Origin of the sequence: Chitinophaga fulva (genome assembly GCF_012927205.1) — a bacterium.
In the GTDB taxonomy this organism is placed as follows: Bacteria; Bacteroidota; Bacteroidia; order Chitinophagales; family Chitinophagaceae; genus Chitinophaga; species Chitinophaga fulva.
Map to the genome: position 1 here is coordinate 1 of NZ_JABBGC010000003.1, position 24,047 is coordinate 24,047.

Annotated in this window: 15 protein-coding genes; 5 read left to right on the forward strand and 10 right to left on the reverse strand. The window is 50.7% G+C overall.

The genetic code is table 11. The annotated features are described in order from the left end of the window. The 5 genes from HHL17_RS23260 to HHL17_RS23280 form a co-directional block, all read right to left on the reverse strand. The coding region (locus tag HHL17_RS23260; protein WP_240975957.1) for a DUF6443 domain-containing protein at positions 1-1,936 on the reverse strand (1,936 nt) is incomplete at its 3' end. A gap of 155 nt (positions 1,937-2,091) precedes the next feature. Then, the gene (locus tag HHL17_RS23265; RefSeq protein WP_169227253.1) at positions 2,092-3,585 is read right to left on the reverse strand and encodes a RagB/SusD family nutrient uptake outer membrane protein; all 1,494 of its coding nucleotides are present in this window, start codon (positions 3,583-3,585) and stop codon (positions 2,092-2,094) included. A gap of 11 nt (positions 3,586-3,596) precedes the next feature. Continuing rightward, entirely contained in the window at positions 3,597-6,770 is a 3,174-nt protein-coding gene (locus HHL17_RS23270; protein ID WP_169227254.1) for a TonB-dependent receptor, read from the reverse strand. 232 nt (positions 6,771-7,002) lie between these two features. Beyond that, positions 7,003-8,064 carry a FecR family protein gene (locus HHL17_RS23275; RefSeq protein WP_169227255.1) on the reverse strand — a complete coding sequence of 354 codons (1,062 nt, stop codon included), beginning with the start codon at positions 8,062-8,064 and terminating at the stop codon, positions 7,003-7,005. A 155-nt stretch (positions 8,065-8,219) separates the two neighbouring features. Then, positions 8,220-8,774: an RNA polymerase sigma-70 factor gene (locus tag HHL17_RS23280; RefSeq protein WP_169227256.1), complete on the reverse strand. Its 555-nt coding sequence runs from the start codon at positions 8,772-8,774 to the stop codon at positions 8,220-8,222. A gap of 523 nt (positions 8,775-9,297) precedes the next feature. Between HHL17_RS23280 and HHL17_RS23285 the strand changes: the two genes are divergently transcribed. From HHL17_RS23285 to HHL17_RS23295, 3 genes are all read left to right on the forward strand, one after another. Then, positions 9,298-10,137: a hypothetical protein gene (locus HHL17_RS23285; RefSeq protein ID WP_169227257.1), complete on the forward strand. Its 840-nt coding sequence runs from the start codon at positions 9,298-9,300 to the stop codon at positions 10,135-10,137. Next, positions 10,134-11,048, forward strand: a complete 915-nt coding sequence (locus tag HHL17_RS23290; protein ID WP_169227258.1) for a patatin-like phospholipase family protein — start codon at positions 10,134-10,136, stop codon at positions 11,046-11,048. The genes HHL17_RS23285 and HHL17_RS23290 overlap by 4 nt, the downstream gene beginning before the upstream one ends. 262 nt (positions 11,049-11,310) lie before the next feature. Continuing rightward, complete coding sequence (locus HHL17_RS23295; protein ID WP_169227259.1) at positions 11,311-13,650, forward strand: ABC transporter permease; 2,340 nt, start codon at positions 11,311-11,313, stop codon at positions 13,648-13,650. Positions 13,651-13,736: 86 nt separating this feature from the next. Here the strand turns inward: HHL17_RS23295 and HHL17_RS23300 are convergent, their stop codons facing one another. Further along, on the reverse strand, positions 13,737-14,543 hold the full coding sequence (locus HHL17_RS23300; protein WP_169227260.1) for a hypothetical protein: 807 nt from the start codon (positions 14,541-14,543) through the stop codon (positions 13,737-13,739). 98 nt (positions 14,544-14,641) lie between these two features. Between HHL17_RS23300 and HHL17_RS23305 the strand changes: the two genes are divergently transcribed. Further along, positions 14,642-15,160, forward strand: coding sequence for a GNAT family N-acetyltransferase (locus tag HHL17_RS23305; RefSeq protein WP_169227261.1), 519 nt, complete (start codon positions 14,642-14,644; stop codon positions 15,158-15,160). 327 nt (positions 15,161-15,487) lie between these two features. Here the strand turns inward: HHL17_RS23305 and HHL17_RS23310 are convergent, their stop codons facing one another. From HHL17_RS23310 to HHL17_RS23320, 3 genes are read right to left on the reverse strand one after another with little or no spacing between them, the layout of a single operon-like run. Further along, positions 15,488-17,386: a CocE/NonD family hydrolase gene (locus HHL17_RS23310; RefSeq protein ID WP_169227262.1), complete on the reverse strand. Its 1,899-nt coding sequence runs from the start codon at positions 17,384-17,386 to the stop codon at positions 15,488-15,490. Positions 17,387-17,406: 20 nt separating this feature from the next. Next, the gene (locus HHL17_RS23315) at positions 17,407-18,879 is read right to left on the reverse strand and encodes a RagB/SusD family nutrient uptake outer membrane protein (protein ID WP_169227263.1); all 1,473 of its coding nucleotides are present in this window, start codon (positions 18,877-18,879) and stop codon (positions 17,407-17,409) included. Positions 18,880-18,891: 12 nt separating this feature from the next. Further along, positions 18,892-22,152: a SusC/RagA family TonB-linked outer membrane protein gene (locus HHL17_RS23320; protein ID WP_169227264.1), complete on the reverse strand. Its 3,261-nt coding sequence runs from the start codon at positions 22,150-22,152 to the stop codon at positions 18,892-18,894. Between the two features lie 494 nt (positions 22,153-22,646). Here HHL17_RS23320 and HHL17_RS23325 point away from each other — a divergent pair, with 494 nt between their 5' ends. After that, on the forward strand, positions 22,647-22,889 hold the full coding sequence (locus HHL17_RS23325) for a hypothetical protein (RefSeq protein WP_169227265.1): 243 nt from the start codon (positions 22,647-22,649) through the stop codon (positions 22,887-22,889). Between the two features lie 163 nt (positions 22,890-23,052). Here HHL17_RS23325 and HHL17_RS23330 read toward each other — a convergent pair whose 3' ends face one another. Beyond that, positions 23,053-23,979 carry an alpha/beta hydrolase gene (locus HHL17_RS23330; protein ID WP_169227266.1) on the reverse strand — a complete coding sequence of 309 codons (927 nt, stop codon included), beginning with the start codon at positions 23,977-23,979 and terminating at the stop codon, positions 23,053-23,055. Between the last annotated feature and the right edge of the window lie 68 nt (positions 23,980-24,047).

Below are 24,047 nucleotides of genomic sequence, written 5' to 3' on the forward strand. Positions count from 1 at the left end.
GATTGTAGTCGTAAGTCTGCCGCTCCAACGGGGCGCCACCTCCGGCAATACCCAGCTCTTTTGCTTCCAGCTGACCGATGGGATCATAGGTGTTCCTGGCTACCGTCCGGATCAGACCAGGATTATCGTTCAACTGTTTATTGACTGCTTTCACCCTTCCCTGCGCATCATAGAACATAGTGGTGAGCACGGTGGTTTGCGGCGTAACCCCGCTCCGGTTATTTTTATGCCGTTGATAAGTGCTGACTACTTTTCCATTGAAATCGTAACGGGTAGTAATCACATCTGTACCGCCGGCAGCGTTATCTGACAGTATCTGACTTACCCGCCCTTTATCATTATAATAGCTGGTCGTGGTTAGCCAGGTATCAGTCCCGAGTATACGAACACGCGTTCCCGTTACCAGTCCTTTGGTGAGATTCCCTACTGTTACAGGTTCCACATAAAGGTTACCGGAGTCAGATGGTTTACCGAAATCGCTGCTCAGGGACGGTTTCACCCCCTGATAATCGTATTTGTCATAAAAAGTAAAAGTTAATGGTATCAGCGTACCACTGCTGAATACATCCGGCAGCGGATTGGTGACAACCATGTTCACCCCACCATTGTTCATAGAGGGGTTAATATTGATGTCGGCATCTGCGCCATTCCCGGTATCAAAACCACCTTCCAGTGTCACTGAATTGGTAGCTTCATAGAGGCTACGGTCATGGTAAGCGACTGTCAGATCAGCTGTACCCGGGAAAACATAGCTGCTGTTACCGGTATTTGTAGTTGCGCCGTTCATTTGGACCTGTAAAGCCTCCCGCGAGATGTCCCTGTTGTAGAGCGCTGTCTCCACCGGGCGGTTCAAGCCGTCATAGAAGGTCACATGCCACTGGTTCAGCGCACGCTGGTTGGCATCCCTCGTGAATACCAACCGGTCACGCACATCATACACCATTTCTACCATCCCTGCGCCGGGAACCTTTTTGGTGATCATCCGGTTTCTGCCATCGTAGGTATATTGAAAACAAAGTCCATCTGCGATAGCCGCCGTATTCCAGCCTCCTGTGATTTTCTCTACTCCCAACGGCGGAATCACAAAACGCAGATTGTTCAGATCATCATAGATATAATAGGTACACAGCCATCCCATATGGGCGGTACCGGCATTATTACCATTCAGACGTAACTTTTTAAGCACCAGCTGACCAGATTTGTCTTTATATTCCACCACCTGGCCTCCGTCTTCGTCTGTAGTCACTGTTACAGACAGCTGTCCGGCGGCATAAATACCCGGACTGACAGCGTTTCCGGCAGCATCCATATTCCATATACGTACAGAATCTCCTACCGCATTCACGAGATATTGAAGCGTCACCGGTTTGGTAGCCCAGCTGTTGCCTGGGACATATGTTTTCAGCACCCGGTTCAATGGAGATGCCTCAAACTCTGTTTTGCTATAAAATATCCGCTCATTGGGGTACTTACCGGAATTCCGGTAAAACTGGTCCTGATCGTTGAAAGCAGTCGTTTTGAACTTGCCGTCGGCAGCGGCGTGTATATAAGGGAGATACTTAAACTGTTCCCGACCGAAAGCATCGTATATCACCGGGGTGACCATATCATTCCCAGTGCCGCCCATACCTTTCGCTACCGTCTGCAGCGGCCGGCCAAGTCCGTCAAAGTATTGCGTGGCCTGCTTTACATCGGCTATCGGATTACCCTGGGCCACGACCGCCGCAGGGTCCGTAAGCGGCTTGGAAGGCTCCCAAGTCCGGATATAGTTGATAACCGTATTCATATAGGCACCGGGGATATTTTCAGGCGTAACCACAGGAAGGCCACTACCGCCAGGTTGCTGGCCTGAGACCATCTGGCTACCAGACAAAATAGCCGTAAACAACAAAAATGCAGAAATTTGGCTATAGCTACGTTGGTTTCTTTCTCTCATAGGTATTATTCTTGGGCAACAATTGAAAAGGGGATTTCACGAGATGAATATATAGAATCTTTCCCAGATGAAATAATACTATAAAAGAGAAGACCTTGGCAATAAATAATCATCGCTAAGGTCTTCATTTTTATTCTCTATGCTACAATATTAGCCTATTTGTATCCCGGATTTTGTTCCAGATTAGGATTCGCATCCAGCTGCGCCTGCGGAATAGGAAACAGTTTCCTGAACGCTGCATCAGCAGGATGGAACTGCCATTCACCGTTCCATTTGCCGAAGCGGATAAGGTCCTGCCGGCGGCAGCCTTCCCAGATAAACTCCCGGCCTCTTTCGGCCAGCAGGTTATCAAGCGTAAGGGTCACGAGTGGTTTGGCCACAGCGAAATTGCGGGCACGCACTTCATTCACCAACGTGAGGGCCGGACCAGCCTGACCGGTACGCAACAGGCATTCTGCTTTCAGCATGAGGGCATCGGCATAACGGAAAATTACGAGGTCGTTGTCCTGATCAGCGTAGGGAGTGTTCTTCTCGATTGCATATTTGACAATACGTACGCCTTCGGTCTGGGTGGCATTGGCCAGGTCATTAATTTCCGGTGTGAAGATCAATGGAGCACCCTGTTCTGTCTTCAGCGGCGTGCCATCCTGTGCGTATTGCTGCCCTACGAGGAACATGGTTTTACGTTTGTCATCATTGTCATAGGATTCATAATGTGCTTTGAGCGTACACCAGCCGTTCCATGGCGCGCTGGGCAAACCATAGGTGTAGCGGTTGTTGTAATGCAGCGTGAGATAGTGCAGCATCATACCTTTGGCATTGATAGCATCATAAGGAACGACAAAGATGTTCTCCTTGGAAGATTCATTGTGCGTGGAGAAATTGGCGAAATAGTCCGCCTCCAGCTGATAACCTTGCTTGGTAACGGAATCGCACATACGGATACAGTCGTTCCAGCGTGGCGTACCCGTATATACTTCAGCGTTAGCATACAGTCTCGCCAGCAACATGAAGCCCATGCCTTTGGTGACTTTACCGTAATTTTTGGTGTTCAGTTCTGCGGGTAACGCCTGGATATTATCCAGGACTTCTTTTTCAATGAATGTAAAGGCCTGCGCACGGGGCGTATTTTTAGGCGGCTCCGCCTGGCTAAAGGAAGTCACAATAGGAATATTACCGAAAGCGTCCATGGCCAGATAAAAGTGAAACGCACGCAGCACTCTCATCTGGGCCTTGATCTGGTCTTTGGTGGGCAACTGAATAGTGGATTGATCCAGCTTTTGCAGGATGGCATTGACCGGGTTTACACCATTCTGGTAGATGCTGTTCCACATATCGTTGATATACTGATGTGTTACCGGAAACTGGTGACTGATCAGCACGCGCCACAGGCCACCTTCGTTCCAGTCGGCGCCGCGGGAAGGCACCGTGGTTTCGTCGGTGGTGACTTCATTCATCTTCCAATAGGCGTCACGGTAGCTGCGCATATTGGCGTAGGCACCGTTGGCAAAAGCGTTGAGCTCATCTTCTGTTTTGAGGAAGTTATCATCTGTACCACGGTCATAGAAGGTTTCATTCAGCTTGGTACAGCTGAAAACGGAACAGGCCATGCCTGCCAGTAAGGTATATTTTAAGATACTTGTTTTCATGATCATCTTATTTATTTAAAGTTCACCGTAAAGCCCACTGCGAGGGAGCGTGTTTTCGGGTATACGTTCCTGTTATCGATACCGGGCGCAAGGCCGTCGATGGGCAGCTCCGGGTCCAGACCGGAGTACGCCGTCAGGATGAAGAGGTTCTGCCCGGAGATATAAACCCGCGGATTGGCGAACCGCTTACTGTTGGCCGCAGGGATGTTGTAGCCCAGGGTGAGGTTATCGAGCCGCAGGAACGCACCATTTTCGATGAAACGGTCAGACACGTAAGTACCGCGGATATTGCTGTTGGCATATTTGGCGATGATGTTCCTTCCGGGCATCCGGCTGAAACGGTCGCTGAGCACCAGTTCTGTGGCGTTGAAGATCTGATAGCCGAACAGGCTGCGCAACAGGAAATTAAGATCGAAGTTTTTGTAGCGGAAGGTATTCGCAAGACCAGCCTGATATTTAGGCAGACCGTTACCAGCCACGCGGCTGTCGCTGCGGAAGTCGAAGGAACCGTTGCCGTCGAGATCTTTGAACTGCTGGTTACCGTTGGCATCTACCCCGTCGAACTGCGGAATGTAGAAGGTACCGATGGAGTAACCCGGTACTACTTTCACGATCTGTACGGCGGTGAGGCCACGGGCGCCCACGGTGCCGGCATAGATAGCGTCGCTCTTGAACTGGTCGTTCGCGATAGACAGTATCTCATTATAGTTACGGGAGATGTTGAAAGAAACATCCCAGCTAAAATCTTTCCGCTGGATCACCCCGGCACTGAGTGACAGCTCCACCCCTTTGTTACTGATCTGTCCTACGTTGGCCAGAATAGTGGGGAACAGGTACGGCGGGGAAGGCACGTTGTAGTTAAACAACAGGTCTTTGGTGCGTTTGTCGTAGTATTCAAGGGTACCGGTCAGCCGGCCTTTGAATATACTGAAGTCGATGCCGGCATTAAACTGTGCGGTAGACTCCCAGCGGAGGTTGGGGTTTTCATTTTGTCCGATGATATAAGACGTTACCCAGCGGCCGTTGTCCAGTACTTTACCACCGGGACTGTAAGTCAGGGGTGATTTGTAGTTGTCGATTTCCTGGTTACCAGTAACGCCATAGCCTACACGCAGTTTCAGGTCTTCCAGCCAGGTGGTGCCAGAGAGGAAGGGTTCCTGTGTCATGCGCCATGCGAAAGAGGCTGACGGGAAGGTGCCCCATTTTTTATCCTTACCAAAACGGGTGGAACCATCACGACGGACAGTACCGGTGAGCAGGTATTTATCATGATAGCTGTAAAAAGCGCGACCGATGAAAGACACCAATGCGTTCTCTCCTGCCCCGGAGCCAACAGCCGGCAGATCGGCCTGTCCGGCGCCGAGATTATTGTAACCAAAGATGTCGGATACGAACTGGGTGTTACCAGCAGTCATGGAGTTGTTGAAGAAATTCTGATAGGAATAACCGGCAGTTAGTTTCAGGTTGTGCTGCTTCCATTGTTTACCATAAGTGAAATAGGTCTCCAATGTTTTGTTGTCCCAGGTTTTGGATTCGCGGGTGGCGGTACCGTTGCTGCCGGCGCCTTCAATTACCGGTGACTTTTTGGAATAATACATGCCTCTGTCGGCGGAAGCTCTTTCCAGTCCTAATAACAGATCGTAGGTCAGGTTTTTGGTGATATCGTAGGTAATCTTGGCAGATCCGATAAATTTATTGAATGCGCGCTGATGTTTGATCTGGTTACCCAGTGCTACCGGGTTGTAGTTATCGTTGATATCGAGCTTTTCGAAATAGGTGCCATCGGGTTTGTAAATCGGAGCGGTAGGGTTATAGGCGATGGACTGTTCCCAGATGCGGTTATCCCCCTGGTCATCCGGGTTCAGGCCCTGGTAGCGGTTTTTCTCCCCTACATAGTTCATGGACAGGCCTATACGAAGCCGGTTCTCAAAGATACCCTGATCGAGTGTGATGCGGCCGATGATACGTTCCAGTCCGGAATTGATGATCGCTCCTTCGTTGTTGAGATAGTTCACCGAAGCACTGTAGCGGGTATCGCCTTTACCGCCGCCCATGGAGAGATTATGGTTGTGGCTGACGCCTGTATGGGAAATAGCTTTCTGCCAGTTGGTACTGGAACCAAGGTCAAAACCATTAGGGTCGATATTATTATCCTTGAGATATTGGCGGTACTGGTCAGCATTCAGTACGTCATAGGTATTAGCGATTTGGTCGAAGCCCACATAGCCGCTGTAAGACACCTGTGGGGCCCCTTCTTTACCACGGCGGGTAGTGACAATGATAACGCCGTTGGCACCACGGGAACCGTAGATCGCCGCCGCAGAAGCGTCTTTCAGCACATCGATGGACACGATGTCATCCGGCGGCACCACGTTGATGTCGATACCGGGAATACCGTCCACCACAAACAGCGGTTGGCTGCTGGCCGACAGGGAGGAGGCGCCTCTCAGCCGGATGCTGATTTTTCCATTGGGGTTGCCGCCGGGTTTACTGATCACCAGACCGGCGACTTTACCCTGCAGCACCTGTACCGGATTGCTGATGATACCTTTATTAAAATCTTTGGGGGTGACGCTCACCACAGAACCGGTGAGGTCTTTTTTCTGGGTGGTACCATAACCAACCACCACTACTTCAGAGAGCGCACTGGAAGATTTTTTCAGCTGCACCTGCATACTGCCTTTCACCGGCAGTTCCAGCTGGTCATATCCAACGTAGCGGAACAACAGCGTGCCGCCGGCGGGCGCGTTGAGCTGAAAGCTACCGTTTTCATCCGTCACCGTACCAATGGCCGTGCCTTTCACCTGTACTGTTACGCCGGGCAGGGGACTGCCATCATCAGCGCCGGTCACTTTTCCTTTTACCTGGATGTTGTCCCAGCCGGTGTTCTCGGGGATAATGACCACCAGTTTGTTTTCCAGTTCTTTATAGGTAAATCCGCTGCCAGCCAGCAGTTTGTCCAGCAGCACGGGCAGCGGTTCATCTTCCGCATGCAGACTAACTTTCCGGTGCAGGTCCACTTTACGGTCGCTATACAAGAAACGAACGTCTGTCTGTCCGGAGATACGGTCCAGCACTTTTTTGATCTCCGTATCCTTGACCGACAGGGATACCCGGCGCTGGGAGTAGCCGGTGGCGGCCACCTGCAGACAGGACAATAAAACAATAACAAAAGACAGCTTCATAATGACTAGAGGCTTTAGTACCGCCGTTCTTCGCCGGCGGCAACGCGATTGGTTGACATTTTGCATTACATTTGTGATGATGGGTGAGAAAATAACAATGCCTTGTCCGCCCGGCCAAAGGGGATGTGCATTGTTTCTTTACCTGGAATTACAGGAAATGTTAGTAGCATTTCCTGTTTTTTTTCTGTGATGTTCTACTGTTTTTTTACTGATTCATAACGGTTTTTGCAGCTTATTTTTTAGTTGACGTGCTAAATATGGTAATAGTATTGCCCTCTACTTCATAGCGGAAATCTTCGATCAGCTGCATCGCATCCAATGCCTGTGTGACAGTCTCGCTGGCAAAGGCGCCGCTGAAGATATAGTGCTTTGGTTTTTCATCCCGGAAAGTGATATGTACGCCGTACCAGCGTTGCAGCAGTCTGGCCAGTTCTTCAAAGTCGATCTCGTCAAATTGCAGCCGGTTGCTTACCCAGGCGGTTTCTGTCAGGCTGCTGTCGGCCAGTGGCGATACGATCGCTGTTCTCGTCTGAGGGCCAACGTGTATGGTTTTCAGGTTTATTTTTTTCACCGGCGCCGCGATCGATGCGGTGGCGTCCAGCGATATTTTTTCGTAGGGCCGCAACCGTATCCTGCTGTCGGGGGTTTTATCAGCATATACTTCCACAGCACCTTCCAGCAAGGTGGTTTCACAGGACGGTTGTCCATGATAGGCTTTTACGTTAAAAGCGGTCCCCAATGCGTGGATATTAACGCCGGAAGCATGTACGACGAAAGGCCTGGCGGGGTCGGGCGCCACTTCAAAATAGGCCTCCCCTTCCAGCCACAGCTCACGGCGGGAACCGGTTAACACACAGCGTAGCTGGCTGCCGCCATTGAGATGTACGGTGCTGGCATCTGCCAAACGGAATGTTTTCCGTTCTCCGTCGGCCGTCCGTACTATTTGCTGATGGTCCCTGCCACCGGGCCTGAATAAAAGAAACATGCCCAGCAGGGTAACTGCCGCCGCTCCCCATATAGCCCAGGACTTTAGTCCTGGGAAACCTTTTGTTGTTGTTTTTTCGGGAGATGGGTGGGCCGGCTCCGCCACGGACATGATATGCCGGAAAACGTCCGCAGGTGGCGTACCGGTAACCGGAACCGCTTCCCAGTACTGTTCCAGCAAGGCTACCGTGGCCTGTTGTTCCGGGTGTGACCGCAACAGGGATTCCAGCTCAGCCCTCCCATCAGCATCGATGGTACCGGCCAACCGGGCAGTAATCAGTTCGTTCAGGCGTTGTTCATCTGTCATCATTCTTCCGGAAAGAAGTGCTCTCCGGATAACCAGACACGAAAAAAAACATGATTACGTACAAACGTTAAATTTTTTTTTGAAAGACCGTCATGGGTAGGTAAACGGAACAATTGGTTTACGATACAGGATTAGATGATTGCGTAGGCGGCGCCGGCCTATCGCACGGGATGCTGCATCGTTTGCAGCACTTCACGCAGCCTTGCCACTGCCCGCACCAGTTGAGTTTCCACCGTACGCGGGGATACATCGAGGATAGCTGCCACCTCCTTGTATTTGAACCCTTCTTCACGCACCATGCGGAAAACAGTTCGGCATTGCGGCGACAGCCGGCCTACCGCTGCATCCAGCTGCTGCTGCAGTTCTTTCCATTCCAGAGAAGGCTGCTGTGTGGGTTCCGCCGGCTCCTCTATGCTGTCAAGCCCCAGCCAACGGTGCCGCTGCTGGTCACGTATATAATTATAGCTGCGGTGACGGACCGCTGTATATAAATAGGTCTTCAGCCGTATAACCCCCACCGTTTGCCGGCGGTTTTTCCATAACTGCACAAATACATCCGATACGATCTCTTCCCCCGCTTCATGGGAGCCAGCCAGATCAGCCGCAAAACAAACCAGCCGGTTGTAGAAGTAATCAAACAACATACGGAACGCCGACTGATCATCCGCCCCACAGACCGACTGCCACAGGGTGTTTACTTCAGCGTCTCCCATACAATAGTTTTTAATAATACGTGCACCCGGGAAAACTACTCAAATTTTTATTGTAAAGCGATTTTTTCTCGCAAAGAACGCAGAGGGGCAAAGGGCGCAAAGATTTAGGAGAGCAAGTGTGCAAATACTGCTTCACTTCACTAGCTGTCCTGTTACAAAAAACAAGCGGAATGACGACAAGCAATCCGAAATTACATCACCAACCATCAGCATTTGCCAGAGATACCTTCCGGAAAAAAAGTAGTGGAAAACGGGCTTGACCTAACGGAAATGAATAAACTGCTATTGAAAAAAGCAGAAGAACTTACTTTATATATTATCAGGCAGGACAAGGAAATGACAGCGATGAAAAATCGAATGGAAGCTGTTGAAAAGCACTGAGCACAAACAGACATATGCCGCAGGCAGATAAGAGCGTACCCATTATGCTCTTATCTATTTGCGTTTTTATTCTCCGCTAAAATCTTTGCACACTTTGCGTGACTGCGTTGCCGTTTTCTGTGAAAAGGTTTAACTTCCTGTCATGAAAAATACCCTGCTGCTATTGTTACTATGCATAGGCAGTATCCGGGAGCTCACTGCACAAACGCGGGAGAAATGCTGTGACAATGCCACCTGCAGAGCTAAAGCGGTATCCTATGCACAAACCATATCTGCGCTCACAAAAACCCTGGGAAAATATCAACCACAGGACAGCGCCAACGAACAGCTGCTCACCCGGCTGAAACAAAAAAATCCACAAAGCTACCAGGATTTTATCCGGGTCAGCCGGCAAACCGCCACTTTCATCAACGACACCCTGAATGGTACCTGCTTCTCCGACGCACTGCCAGATGATGAGGCCAACAACGTATTTCAGTGGCTCGTGTATATGAACCGGCAGGATATTTCCCATCCGGATTTTCCCTCGTCAGAATTTTGCGGCGGACTGGAGAAACGCTTCGAGCTCAGTCAGGGCGCAGCCAATATCTTCAGCAACCAGGTGGCTTACCTCGGTACGCTGAGGGGTTATCTCAGTTATACTTTCGCCGGAGCCGGACAGTGTGGTGGCCGCCTTCGTGTGATGGCCGGTCCCGCCGTTTTCCTCCGCGGCAATACTTTCTACACCACCCTTAGCACCCGGCTGGCCGTCCGCGTCACCGATATCTCCGTGAAAAAGATACCCGTAGGCGTTGGTAACCTTAACGCCTACACAGAATACAATACCAGCTTTGTACATTTTAATCAGGTGGCATTGGGAGCGGAATTACAGCTAGGCCCATTTGGCCTCAACCTGTCGGTCAACAATGAACTGAAATCCGCACGTATAGGCTTTGCCGTAGGCATTGTCCTGTTCCATCAGCCTTTCAAAAAAAGATCATGAACGTACTCATTACCAGCGGCGGTGGCGCCAAAGGCGCCTTCAGCGTGGGAGCACTCCGCCAACTGATGACCACCACCGGCATCCGCACTTTTGATCTCATCAGCGGCACCAGTACCGGCGCCCTCATTGCAGCCATGGTGGCAGCCGATAAAATACCGGAGGTGACGGACATATACCTGAGCAACAGCAATGCCGATATCCTCAACAAACAAAACGCCATCGACAACATCCTCAATAACAAACCTTATCTGTATGACACCACTCCGCTGGAAAATCAGATACGGCAACAGATGACCGATGACGCCTGGAATACCATCCGACAATCGACTTCCGTGTTGTGTCTCAATGCCGTTTGCCTGCAAACCGGCCGCCTCAGCATTTTCTCCTCACGCCCTATCCAGGCCAGTATCCATTATGACAACCTCGTGATCAACTCCTCCGGGATGCTGATAAAGGCACTGCAAAGCAGTAGCAACCAGGCTGTTTTTATGCCGCCAGTCACCATCAACGACCGCCAGTATGTAGACGGCGGTAACCGTGAGGTAGTGCCTACCCGCGCCGTTGTCACCAATCTTTCGCCTGGAGAGGAGCACCGGATTTATATCCTCAGCAACAACCCCGATGCACAACAACCGGGCAACGACAATTACACCGCCCTCCTCGATGTGCTGATGCGTGCCGTGACTATCTTCATACAGGAAGTACGGGAAAACGACCTCGAAGTGCTACGCAACTTTCAACGCACCGCCACGGGCCCCGTCAAGGTATATTATATCAGCCCGGAAGCAGAACTGGACCCCGACTTCCCCACAGGCCTGCGCTTTGACAGGCTGCTGATGCAGGCCTGGATGAAACAGGGACAGCTACGCGCCAAGGCCATACTGGAGCAGTACCCTGGCGGCAATTGGTAGATGAGCGGATTTTATACCCCAGCTACATTCCCGGCATATACGTTTCCTCCAGGTGCATCTACGTGTTGGTTCACGTGCTGATCCACCTGTAGATATTGTCCACATGCATAGCATGCTACCGGTTCCACACACCACGTACGAAATCGGACACATTTGCGCCAAAACCGGACGGACATCAACTGCTTACCGCCTGACAGACAAGGGTTTCGAACATGGCATCTTCTTAGCGGGATCAGCTACCAGCAGATTAAAATTCCCGATTATGCTAAAAAACTACTACGCCGCTACCCTCCGGGGGATGATCAAAAACAGATTATTCACCTTTGTCAATATCAGCGGACTGTCCATCGGTCTGGCCCTCGGCATTATCTTCCTCCTCTTCGTAAAAAATGAGTTGCAATACGACCGGTTCCACCCTAACCTGTCCGCGATCCATACCATTATGGTCAACGATACAAGGGAAAACATCATTTATACCGGTCAGGCCTCCACACCGGCCCTGGCATCAGCCATCCGTGGTGGGTTACCGGAAGCAGACCATGTGGCGCGTATTGCCAACGGCGGCGATCAACTGTTGGGCATCGGGGACAAAAGCACTTACGAAAACGGTCTGTATGCCGAACCAGATTTCTTTAATATTTTCCAGTTCCCCGTTATTGCAGGCAATCCCGTTGCGGCCCTCTCCGATCCCGGCTCCATTGTGATCACTTCCCGCACTGCCCGTAAGTTCTTCGGCACCGATGATGCCATCGGCAAAATTTTTCAACATAATCGTGCCCGTAGCCTCAAAGTGGGTGCCGTCATCAAGGATATTCCCGACAACAGCAACTTCCGGTTCGATGTGATGTTGCCCTATCGTCTTATAGAGCTACAGACGCCAGGCATCTCAGATCGATGGAATTATAACGCCATGCAGACTTACATCACCCTGAAGCCACATGTCAATCTGGATGTATTTAACGCCAAACTAAAGAAACTCGTTGGCACCCGCTATGGCAACTGCACACCGTTTGCCTATCCTTTCGCCGATTCACATCTGTACAACCGTTTCAAAAACGGGCAGCCTGCAGGTGGCAGAATACAAATTGTGCAGTTCACCGTCATCATCGGCATCTTTGTATTATTGCTGGCCTGCATCAATTTCATGAATCTTGCTACTGCCCGCTCCGCACAGCGCGCAAAGGAGGTAGGTGTCCGTAAAACCCTCGGTGCCACCCGGCGGCAAATTATGACACAGTTTTTCACAGAGTCGGTGGCCATGGCCTTTAGTGGATTGATAGCCGGCATTCTGCTGGCCAAACTGAGCCTGCCTGCCATGAACCAACTCCTTCGCACCCACCTGGAGATGGACCTGTCTGACTGGAAACTGTGGTTGTTCATGATCGGTCTTACGTTTTTTACCGGCCTGACAGCTGGTAGTTATCCAGCCTTTTTCCTCAGTGCCTTCCGTCCCGTGAAAGTGCTGAAAGGCCCGATATTCCAGAGCCGCAGCGGAGGCCTTCTTCGTAAATGCCTCGTTACTTTTCAGTTCATGATTTCCATTTTTCTCATCATATCAACACTCGTTATCTTCCGGCAGCAACAATACATACAACAGCTCCCCCTCGGCTATGACGCCGAAAACCTGATCGATATTCCAACCCGTGGCAATATGGCCGGTCAATATGACGCCATGCGGGAAGCCTTCCTGCAAATTCCCGGGGTAACACAGGTGTCTGCCGGCAATGACAACCTTGTGCGCTACAACGGCGCCACTAATGACCTGGTATGGCCCGGCAAAACGGAGGACCAGAACTTTATGGTCAGCATCAGCCAGGTACAATACGATTGGGTGAAGACCGCCGGCCTGTCACTCGTGGAGGGCCGTGATTTCAGCCGCGACTTCGGCGATACGACCGGCTGTATCCTGAATGAAACAGCCGTAAGAAAGATGGGGCTCAAACCTCCGGTGACCGGCACTATGTTAGGCAACAACATGGTTATCGGGGTAGTGAAAGATTTTTCCTTCAATGACCCGTTTGACACCCCTGCTCCGCTGGCCGTATATCTCAATACCGGCACGCTCAACCATATTTTCGTGCGACTGGTAAACGATGGGCAATGGCAGCAGCAGGTGAAACAACTGGAAGCAGCCTTTAAAAAAACCGCTCCCGGTTATCCCTTCGAATTTCATTTTACCTCAGAAGCGCAGGAACGCAGGTTTGACGGCGTTCGTTCTACCTGGCACATGATCAGTGTCATCGGCACCCTTGCCATTCTGATCTCCTGCCTGGGATTACTCGGCCTTGCCGCTTTTATGGCAGAAAAACGCACGCGCGAAATTGGTATCCGCAAAGTATTTGGCGCCAGTATCACCCGGTTGTGGCTCATGTTGTCCGGCGAACTGCTAAAACCTGTGCTGCTGGCATTCCTCCTGGCATCACCACTGGCCGCGTGGGCCATGCATCTACTGCTGCGGAACCTGGACCATCATGCACCACTCTCCTGGTGGATGTTTCTCATCGCTGGCGTATTATCAGTTGCCATAGCGCTGTTAACTGTCAGCTACCAGGGTGTCAAAGCTGCCATGACCAATCCGGCCGACAGCCTGAAGGCAGAATAGGAACCAACATTATACAGTAGGGACAGACACCGCAACAATGCCCAGGGGGTTAGCCGCCAGTTACCTTCCCAGCGGTCCCGATGCGCCTAGGCTCCCAACAAATACAGCAGCTGGTCAGCCTCTCCATTTTTTCCGGGAAGTATATGCAAATGCACTTCCAGTCCGGGGTTGACCGGATGCTCCGTTTGCCGCAACGGCTTCAGGAGATATAAGGTATCACCTAAACGGATATACGTCTCATGTGCCGCTTTGCCTCTTTGTAAAGGGAACAAAACCTCCGTGATCTTACCTATAATAATAACCTTCTCACGGTTATGATATTGGCTTACCAGCCGTTTATCCGTTTCCGTTAACACCGCCGGCGCTTTCACCGCCAATGCATCCGGATATGTTACCTGTAACAACACACCAGTAACACTGATATGCAGCTGTACATGTTCACCCACTGCACCTGTGGCCCGTTCAATCACGCCCGGATACCAGGAAGCCAACTGCCTGCCCAATACCGAAACACCCGGCAGCGGCACCGCTACCCGGTACACCTCGCCATTGTCTGCCACATAATCCACCCCGCCCCGGCCATTGGCCAGTAACGCCTTCAACTCAATATCCACAATTCCTTTGCGGCCATTATCAATACTAAGCTGACTACGCCGCCGCATCAACCACACTCCCCGCCACATAAAATAACAAAGCGAGAACATCAGCAGAAATATAAGCCCCACGCCAATCGTAAAACCGGCGGTATCAGACGGGATAAACAGCAACAGCCCAAACACCAGCGTAACAAGGGTAAAAAATATCAGCAGCCTCAAACGACGCCCCTTCACCCGGCCCAGGCTTTGCAACAATTGAATATCAATATCAGTCAGTTGGGTTTCTTGTCTCGTCATACCGCGAAGGTACTAAAAGGAAATTGTCAGAACGATGACAACCCCCACCCCCAAAGACTCCACTCCCTGGATTCGGTATCTTTGTAAAAAAGAAAATCATGACATCTATCTATATTATTCGTGCGACTCTGGAAAATATCACACCATTACAGACACTTTCTGTCACAACTTTCCGGGAAACCTATGAAGCCTACAATACACCGGAAGATATGCAACATCACCTATCCACACACTTTAATACGGCACAACTCTCAACAGAAATCAATTCCCCCGACATCAGCTACTACATTGCCTTCCAACAAAACACCCCCATCGGCTATATCAGGCTCAACACCGGCCAGGCACAAACAGACCTGAAAGATCAGGACACCCTGGAAATAGAACGGATCTATGTATTGCAACAATTTCAGGGACTCAAAGCAGGACAACTGCTGCTCGACAAAGCCATCGCGGTAGCCCGGGAGAAAAAGGCCGCCTTTATATGGCTGGGCGTATGGACCAAAAATGAAAAAGCACAGGCATTCTATCACAAGCAAGGTTTTGTTCCCTTCGGTCAACATATCTTCCGGCTCGGCGCCGATGAACAAATGGATATCCTGATGAAACGGGATATTTGATTTGCATTCCCGGAATGACGTCCCCGCCCCTGGGAATCCATGCCACAAGATCCCAGGGTTAAAACCCTGGGCTACGATGTTATTCAGGCTGTTTTTGTGCCATGATTTTCACAAAAATGCGATGGCTGCGAAGGAGTCTACAAAATCAAAGCCCGAAAACTTTAGCACTGAAATTAAAACCCTGACCCTGTCCGTAATAAAATTGTATCTATAGCATTTTATTAGATTTCCTGCCTGAAAACAGCCTGAATAACATCGTAGCCCAGGGCTTCAGCCCTGGGTTTAATGGGTTTAATGGGTTCAATGGATTTAACACGTTTAATCCGTTTAATGAATCACCGGCAACACCACCGATGAAGGATGCGCTGCATCATGATACACCCGGATATTAGCCTTCTTAAAATCTTTTTCCTGTGCTTCGTAAATATTAATGAACTGCTGCGGATTGCGGTCTGCCAGCGGAAACCAGCTGCTCTGTACCTGCACCATGATACGATGTCCCTTTAAAAAAGTATGAGCGATGTCGGGCAAATCAAAACGTACTTTCTCCACTTTTCCGGGTGTAAAAGCCTCCGGATGAACGAAGCTGTTACGGAAGCGGCCACGGAAAATATCACCACGCACCAGCATCTGATACCCACCCATTGGATGCGGGCCACCGGCATCACGGGTCATATTGGGCTGCGAAGCGCCCGGGTAACTAAAATCATCCGGGAACACATCAATGACCTTCACCACAAAATCAGCATCGGTACCGGTAATGCTTACACTGAGATCGGCGGTAACAGCCCCTCCCAGCGTAACCGGCGCGGTGAGCGGCTCCGTTTCAAATGTCAGCACATCGGAACGACGGGAAGCAAACCGCTGGTCATCGGTCATATAGTCACGGGTACGTATATAATGTATGTCGCCGGTATAAGGCACCGGATGGGCCGGATCACTCACATATTCGCTGTAAGGGCGCGCAGCGGCGGCGGGAAGCCCCCACCCCAACGCGCCACCGGACTGGAAGTACAAAGGCTTGTGCTGCACGTCCGGCGATGGCCATGTGGTAAACTGCCGCCAATGGTTTTCTCCTGTAAAGAAGATAGTGGCTTCGGACAGCGCTGTCAAGGAGCCTTTCTCTTTCAGGTAATAATTAAAGAAAGGCACTTCCACATGTTCCTGGTACCAGGCGGCTGTATTATCGCCAAATTGTATGTTGCCCAGCCGGGAAGCATCTGTGGCAGCCCATTGACCATGATACCAAGGCCCCATCACCAGTTTGTTGAAATGGGCAGGCTGTTTTTTCTGTTCAATAGCCTTGTACAAATTCCAGGCGCCGTAACAATCCTCTGCGTCAAAAAGACCACCCACCACCAGCATGGCGGGTTGTATCCGCTCCACATGCTGCCGCGGGTCGCGGGCCTTCCACCAGTCATCATAATTGGGATGGGAGATGATCTCTTTCCAGAACGCGAGACTGTCGCCTGTCAGCTTCGTAAAATTGGGAATGGTACCGATCTGCAGATAGGTCTGGTAGTTATCGGCACAAGGCAGCTGTAACTGCTGTACCGGCGCGACTGACACCGGGTGAGGATGAGGATACCCGAAACCTTTGGCATAAAAATTAAAACAGTCCATCAGGAAAAAGGCACCGTTGTGATGGAAGTCATCGCCATAGAACCAGTCCGTCACCGGCGCCTGCGGACTAACAGCCTTCAATGCCGGATGCCCGCTCAATGCGCCCATGGTGCTATAAAACCCGGGGTAGGAAATACCGAATATACCGACCCTCCCATTGTTATGCGATACATGATGCAAAAGCCACTCAATGGTATCATAGGTGTCGCTGGCCTCGTCAATATCGGTTCCTTTCTTATCCGGATTAAACGGACGGATATTGGTAAACTGTCCCTCGCTCATCCAACGGCCACGCACGTCCTGTATGACAATAATATAACCCTCACGGGCATACGTGTTCCAATAGGAGTTCCACAGTTTGGGTGACAGGTCTTTGCCATAAGGGGCGCAGGAATAAGGTGTCCGGGTCATCAGCACCGGGTGCTGCTCACTGCTGTCAAGCGGTTGATAGATAGTGGTGAACAACTGCACCCTATCACGCATACGGATATACTGTTCTTTTTTGATATAGTGGGAATGTACCCATACGGAGTCCGCGGCAGACCGTGCGGCTGCTGTCAATGACAACAGCACGCACAGTATACCTGAATAAATATGTTTCATGGTTCCTCGTTTAACCGCCTTTAATACCCCTTGTTCTGCGGGAAATTGGCGGGATCATTATGGATATTGATTTCACTCTGTGGGATGGGAAACAACAAACGGTCGGCATTTAACACCGGCGTGGCCAGGTTGTACTCCTGCTTCAGGTGAGCCTGTAATACCGCCACGCCATTGGTGCTGCGGGCCAGGTCAAACCAGCGGTCGTTTTCAAATGCCAGCTCCACTCTCCTTTCACGGAAAACAGCATTGCGGAAACTGGCCTGGTCCGGCAGATCTGTCGCTGTTTTCTCCGCCAGCCCGGCCCTTTTGCGGACGGCATTGAGGAACCCGAAAGCTGTTCCCGGGCCGGTAGCGCCGCTGTACGCCTGCTCATTCAGTGCCTCTGCCTGCAATAGCAGGATATCAGCATAACGGAGCACCGGGAAATTGCTGCCACCATCGTTGGTGGCGCCGGGCACATCGAAGTATTTTTTTACATAGTTGCCCTTTACCACATTGGTAGCGCTGTTATTATAGATGGTATCCAGCGATACACCCAGGCGTTTGTCTCCCGGCTCATAATTCGCCACCAGGTCATGGGTAGGCCGGTTATTGTTGGAACCACCATATTGCACACCATTATAATAGAAAGACACCGGTACCATATCGGCGAAGTAGTTGTTGCCCTCGGAAGGATTAAGGCCTTTTTTGAAACGCACGGCAAACAGCATTTCCGGATTCACCACGTTGGCCGGTTTGTAGAGATCAGCGTATTCATTGAGCAGACTGTAGGTGCTGCCGGTATTCTTCAGGACTGTCAATGCATCGGCCCATTTTTTCTCTGTCACCAGCACTTTTCCCAGCAGACCGTAGGCACTGCCGGCGGTGGCCCGCCCATAGTCGTTAGCGTTAGCATATACTGCCGGCAACAAAGACGCGGCGGTTTGCAGGTCGCTCTCTATCTGCGCATATATTTCTGCTGCGGTATTCCTTTTATGGTTCAGCGCCTGCGAGGTGGTTTCCATTTTGGTGACCAACGGCACCGGTCCGTATAGCCGTACCAGGTTAAAATAAGACAACGCCCGCAGGAACAGCGCCTCCCCTTTATATTGTTTTTTGGAAGCGTCAGGTATAGCGGAAGCATCGATCTGGTCCAGCACCGCATTGGCCCGTGTGATGATCACATAAGCACCGGCATAACCGTCACTGATAAAAGGATTGGTGGTTACTTCGGTAAAAAAGTCGATCTGGGAAGCTACGCCCGCCAACGCTCCACGGTCCCAGATATCGGTATTATCACTCCGTACTTCCATCAGGTAGTAATAGGTTTTGCCGTAGGTCTGGGTACTTTGCAGACCATCATAAATAGCATTTACTCCCTGTTCAAAATCAGATGCGGTCTTAAAAAAAGTGGACGTAGTTTGGTTGGACTGCGGCGTGAGGTTGATAAAATCCTTGCTGCAGGCGCTGAAGGTAAGCATGCCCAAAAGCGGTAGTATATATTGACGTTTCATATGGCCCTGGTTTTAGAATGAAAGATTTAAGCCGGCGATAAAGGTTTTCGGTAACGGATAAGTACCGTAGTCTTCTCCCTGTGACAGCGGACTGTCAGGCCGGGCATTTACTTCGGGGTTGTAACCGGTGTAATGTGTCCAGGTATAGATGTTCTGTCCGGACACATACACGCGCAGGGCGCTGACATGGTTGCCCAACAGTTTTTTGTTGAAGGTGTAGCCGAGGGTCACATTACGCAAACGCACAAACGAACCGTCTTCCACATGGAAAGAGCTGATCTGGGCGCTGTTGGCATTGGTGACGCGGTTGGCACGCATCACGTTGCCATCGCCGGGGTCTTGCGGCGATTTCCAGTAAGACAGGGCATCAGCCATCTGGTTGGCGTTACCTTCCATATTAAAGATAAAGCGGCGTTGCAGGTTCAGGATCTCGTTACCATGCACCCCTTGCAGGGATATCGCCAGATCGAAGCCCTTGTACCGGAATTCGTTAGTCATCCCCCAGATAAAATCCGGGAAATAGCTGCCGATGGCGGTACGGTCGTTGGCATCGATTTTTTTGTCGCCATTCACATCTACGAAACGACGGTCGCCGGGTTTGGCGGTGGCGTAATGCGGATAACCGTTGATCTCGTCCTGGTTTTTAAACACGCCCCCGTTCACGTAACCGTAGTAGCTGCCGATAGGCTGGCCCACCGCGGTGATAAACAGTTGGGAGATGGTACCGTTACCACCGTCTGATAGGATCGGGGCGTTACCCGGACCGAGTTGCAGCACTTTATTTTTGTTGGCCGACAGGTTGAAGTTGGTGTTCCAGCTGAAATCACCGGTAAGGTTGCGGGTAGTCAGACCGAATTCCACGCCGCTGTTCTGCACCTTGCCCACATTTTTGAGCGCAGTAGGAAAACCGGAGCTGAAAGGCACCGGCACATTCAGCAGCAGGTCGGACGTGGTGGTTTTATAATAATCCGCGCTGAGGTAGACACGGTTTTGGAAGAGGCCGAGGTCCAGGCCGGCATTGAACTGCACTGTCTTTTCCCAGGTCAGGTCCGGATTGGCTGGCTGGGCAAGCCCGGCGCCGTTGACCACATTGCCGTTGCCACTGCCAAGTATATAGTTATTGGAGGCCAGCAGATCGTAAGAAGCGTAGTTGGCGATCTGGAAGTTACCGGAGGTACCATAGCTCACACGGGCTTTCAGCTCGGAGATCACAGGCACTTTAAAGAAAGCTTCATTGCTGATCAGCCATCCGCCGGAGACAGAGGGGAAATACCCCCATTTGTTGTTGGCACCGAAACGGGACGAGCCGTCGCTACGCAGACTGGCGCTCACGAAATATTTGTCGTCGTAGTTGTAGTTGATACGGCCCAGATACGACAACAATGACCATTGGGAGGTGTTGGACGTGCCGCTGGTAATGGTAGCTGCATTAATCGTATGTACGGCATCGTTAGGAAAGCCGGTGCCCACGGTTTCGTTGGCCCTGGTGGTATTTTTCTGGGAGGTATACCCCGCCAGTACGTCGAAGCGGTGTTTGGATGCTTCGAAGTGGTAGTTCAGCGTATTTTCCCAAAGCCAGTTCACCGATTGCGCCGTCTGGGCGGACCCTTTCGGCACGGTGGGCGCTGCCTGCTGGATGGGTTTATAACTACCCAGGGTGGAAGGCCGGTAATAGTTACGGTTGAAATAATTGATATCTGTTCCGAAGAAGGTCTTAAAGGTCAGTCCTTTAATAATCGTGTATTCACCATAGATATGTCCGAGGTTACGCACGTGGTCCAGCTTATCTTCAATCTGGGTGGCAAGGGCCACCGGGTTTTCCCCACCGGAATAACCATAGGCCCACACGTTTTGTTTGTTGGTGGCCAGAGAGCCATCGGGGTTATACACCGGGAAGATAGGCGATGCTTTGAGGGCATTGCTCAGGATACCGTCAAATGTCCAGGGCCCTTCACTATTGATCAGGTCATAATGATCGAAGGTGGGGTTCAGGGAGATGCCGACTTTCAGCCGGGGGGTGAGATTGGCCGTAAGATTAGCCCGTACGCCATATCTTTTATACCCGGAAGCGATCACGATACCTTTTTGATCGAGATAATTACCGGAGATATAATACTGGAACTTATCATTACCGCCGGAAGCGGAGAGCGTATGGTTTTGTACCGGCGCCGTGCGGAATACCGCATCCTGCCAGTCGGTATTCACCAGTCCCTGTTCTCCTTTGATGTAGGGCAGTGTTTCCGGGGCTATCTGGAAGTTGGAGTTGCCGCGGGTGGCGTTATCATCGTTGATACTACCGCCGGGTTTAGCGTCCAGGTAGGCGTTGTTTTTAGCATCAAGGGAGAGCCTGGCCCATTGGTAGGCGTCCAGCATTTTGATCTTTTTGCTTACCTGTTGAAAACCGCCGTAGGCGTTATAACTAAATGAAGGCGGACCTTCTCTTTTTCCTTTTTTGGTGGAGATGAGCACTACGCCGTTGGAGGCCCGGGAGCCATAGATAGAAGCTGCGGAAGCATCTTTAAGGATTTCGATGGACTCGATGTCGTCACTATTGAGGGTGCTGAGCGGGTCCGGCGATTTCTGAAAGGAGGCCTGGCCGGTGATGCCGACGACATCGGTGGTGCCTTGCAGGTTCTTCAGATCATTGGACAACGGGAATCCATCTACGACGTAGAGCGGGTCGGTGCCGGCAGAGATGGAATTGAGGCCTCTGATGCGGACGCTGAGGCTGCCGCCGGGCGCGCCGGTGTTCTGGATCACCTGTACCCCGGCCACTTTGCCGGCGATGGCCTGGGCAAAGCTGGATACCGGCTGGTCTTTCAGTTCCGCTGCGCGGATGGAGGACACAGCGCCGGTCACCTCGCGGCGGCGTTGTACGCCGTAGCCCACCACGACTACCTGGTTGAGGGAGGAAGCCGATTCTTTGAGGATGATGTTGACCTGAAGTAGTGTTCCTGCTTTGAGGCTATAGCCTGAAAGCTCCTGGGGCTCCAGGCCGATGAAAGTGATGCGGAAGGTGTAAGGCCCTCCGGGGGAAAGGTTGGGAAACTGAAACACGCCGGCCGCGTTGGTCTGCGTGGAGGAAGAGGTGCCGGTAGCCGTATTGATGGCGGTAACGGAAGCTCCCGGCAGGACTTCGTTGCGGTCGTTGCGTACGGTACCGCTTACGCCTGCACGCTGTTGCGCCAGCAAAAACATCGGGGAAGCAAGGGTCAGTATCAACAGGAGGATAGCCCATGTCCGCTTACGTGCATTAATGTAGAATAAGTCCATAGGTAACTTTTGGTTTAAACAAATGTGTGGTTTTACCAGGTGCCCTGGTAGTGGTCCTAGTAGTAACAGCTTGACAATCTTTTTGTAAAAAATGATGGCGCAGGTGTGCCAGCGCTATAACAAGATCCCAATTTCAGGACTGGTGGTTTTGACATTTTTAGCCCATGACTTCAGCCGGGAGAAACGTGACATCCATCCATTATTCTCCCTGAAAATGATGGTGATTCACCTTTCGTCGGTAGCTGCATATAGGGGGTCCTGTTATATAAAATATGTCAACTGCGATTGATTCCGGTTGCCGTACTGCTGCCCTTTTGTCAGCAGCATGATGATTATTCTGTAAGCGCGGTAAAAGTACTCACAAGTTTTTAGTCTACCAAATTTATAGACTTTTAACTTTCCTTGTGCCCTACCACTCATGTATTTTTAAATTCTTCCGATAGTTATTATCAATTTAAATTAAATTATTATATTCGTGAAAATATATATAAACGATGACCGCAATCAGTCATGATAAATTACTGGAGTTGGGTTTCATTTTTCAGCCGGCAAAAAGGTCGTATAAAATCGAAATCGGGGGGTCAGCATTCGGGGTAGTGGAGAGTGGTCCACGGTGGTTGTTTTCACCGTTACCGATGGAACACGTTTCACTCGTTACCGTTAATTCACTGGAAGAACTGGGCGACATCGTTTTTGCGGAAACAGGGGTAAGACCAGGGGCCGGACAAACAGCATAACCGGAGATTGCGGGCACTACTTAAAGTTTTACTTTACTTTAAACAATTTTAATAAAACTATTGATAATCTGATAGTTAAAATATAGACATCTTATCAACCAGATATAAAAAAATGCAGGTCTAAAAAACCTGCATTTTTATTAAGTACTACATAAAAAACGGGCTATTTCAGCCATTTTTTGAGGTCATTAAGAAAAGAAACCTGCTGATCGGCGAACACATTATGCCCCGCTCCCGCTAAATAACCGACCCGGTCGCTGCCAATTATATCCGTCACCGCTGCTACCTGTTTTTCAGAAAACAGTCCGTCATCCTTTCCATAAACCGCATATATTTTCACCCTCTTGGCCACCAGGTTTTTGAGCTCCGGCAGCATGTTCAACGTAGTGTAATGTTCATGCTCCCAATAACCGGTTGGCGCCAACCGCGTCATCTGGCTGGCATATTTTTTCACCACGGAATCCTTCTTTGTTTCCTGGTAGATAACCTTCGCCTCTTCTGAAAAATGCGTCGGTCCATACAAGCCATTCATCATCGCATGCCCTAGCGTATAAGAGTTATATGCCAATCCGGCAGTATCCATTTGTTCAATCATCCCTATATACCGAAGGCTCATACTGTCTTTTTTCTCCTGGTAAATGCCTTTCACTTTTGCCAGAATGGTACGGTAGGTTTCCTGCGCATTCAGTAACGCGTCTGCCAGTACAATGGCATCCACCGCAGCCGGATTTTTCCCGGCATACTTAACGGCCAGCACCCCTCCGAAACTATGACCCAGCAAAACCGCCTTTTTCAGTTTATAGGTTTTATAAAGACCATCAATGTCTGCCAGCGCCTCGCCGAAAGTAAATTGAGCGGTGCTGTCCGGAGAACGGCCTTCGCCCCTGCGGTCATAAACGATCACAAAGAAACCTTTATCGGCCAGCCGGGCAGCAGTGCTTACTTCAAAAAAAGCAGCATTGTACCCCGGGCCTCCATGCAGGAAAATGACCGGTTTGTCTTTAGGGTTGCCATAAGTCTTTACATATAAGGTCTGGGAATGCGCCCGGCAAAATACCAGGCATAACAAGGCAGTGAGGATTTGTTTCATGAAACGGGAAAGGGATTTTTTTACCGGGCGAAAGTAGTAAAAAAGCACCTTACATTTGCGCTCTAGAC

Coding starts and splice junctions, on each gene's coding strand:
- HHL17_RS23285 (WP_169227257.1), top strand. CDS start 9,298: ATGAAAAATACCCTGCTGCTATTGTTACTATGCATAGGCAGTATCCGG.
- HHL17_RS23270 (WP_169227254.1), bottom strand. CDS start 6,770: ATGAAGCTGTCTTTTGTTATTGTTTTATTGTCCTGTCTGCAGGTGGCC.
- HHL17_RS23330 (WP_169227266.1), bottom strand. CDS start 23,979: ATGAAACAAATCCTCACTGCCTTGTTATGCCTGGTATTTTGCCGGGCG.
- HHL17_RS23280 (WP_169227256.1), bottom strand. CDS start 8,774: ATGGGAGACGCTGAAGTAAACACCCTGTGGCAGTCGGTCTGTGGGGCG.
- HHL17_RS23315 (WP_169227263.1), bottom strand. CDS start 18,879: ATGAAACGTCAATATATACTACCGCTTTTGGGCATGCTTACCTTCAGC.
- HHL17_RS23310 (WP_169227262.1), bottom strand. CDS start 17,386: ATGAAACATATTTATTCAGGTATACTGTGCGTGCTGTTGTCATTGACA.
- HHL17_RS23295 (WP_169227259.1), top strand. CDS start 11,311: ATGCTAAAAAACTACTACGCCGCTACCCTCCGGGGGATGATCAAAAAC.
- HHL17_RS23290 (WP_169227258.1), top strand. CDS start 10,134: ATGAACGTACTCATTACCAGCGGCGGTGGCGCCAAAGGCGCCTTCAGC.
- HHL17_RS23265 (WP_169227253.1), bottom strand. CDS start 3,585: ATGAAAACAAGTATCTTAAAATATACCTTACTGGCAGGCATGGCCTGT.
- HHL17_RS23275 (WP_169227255.1), bottom strand. CDS start 8,064: ATGATGACAGATGAACAACGCCTGAACGAACTGATTACTGCCCGGTTG.
- HHL17_RS23300 (WP_169227260.1), bottom strand. CDS start 14,543: ATGACGAGACAAGAAACCCAACTGACTGATATTGATATTCAATTGTTG.
- HHL17_RS23325 (WP_169227265.1), top strand. CDS start 22,647: ATGACCGCAATCAGTCATGATAAATTACTGGAGTTGGGTTTCATTTTT.
- HHL17_RS23305 (WP_169227261.1), top strand. CDS start 14,642: ATGACATCTATCTATATTATTCGTGCGACTCTGGAAAATATCACACCA.
- HHL17_RS23320 (WP_169227264.1), bottom strand. CDS start 22,152: ATGGACTTATTCTACATTAATGCACGTAAGCGGACATGGGCTATCCTC.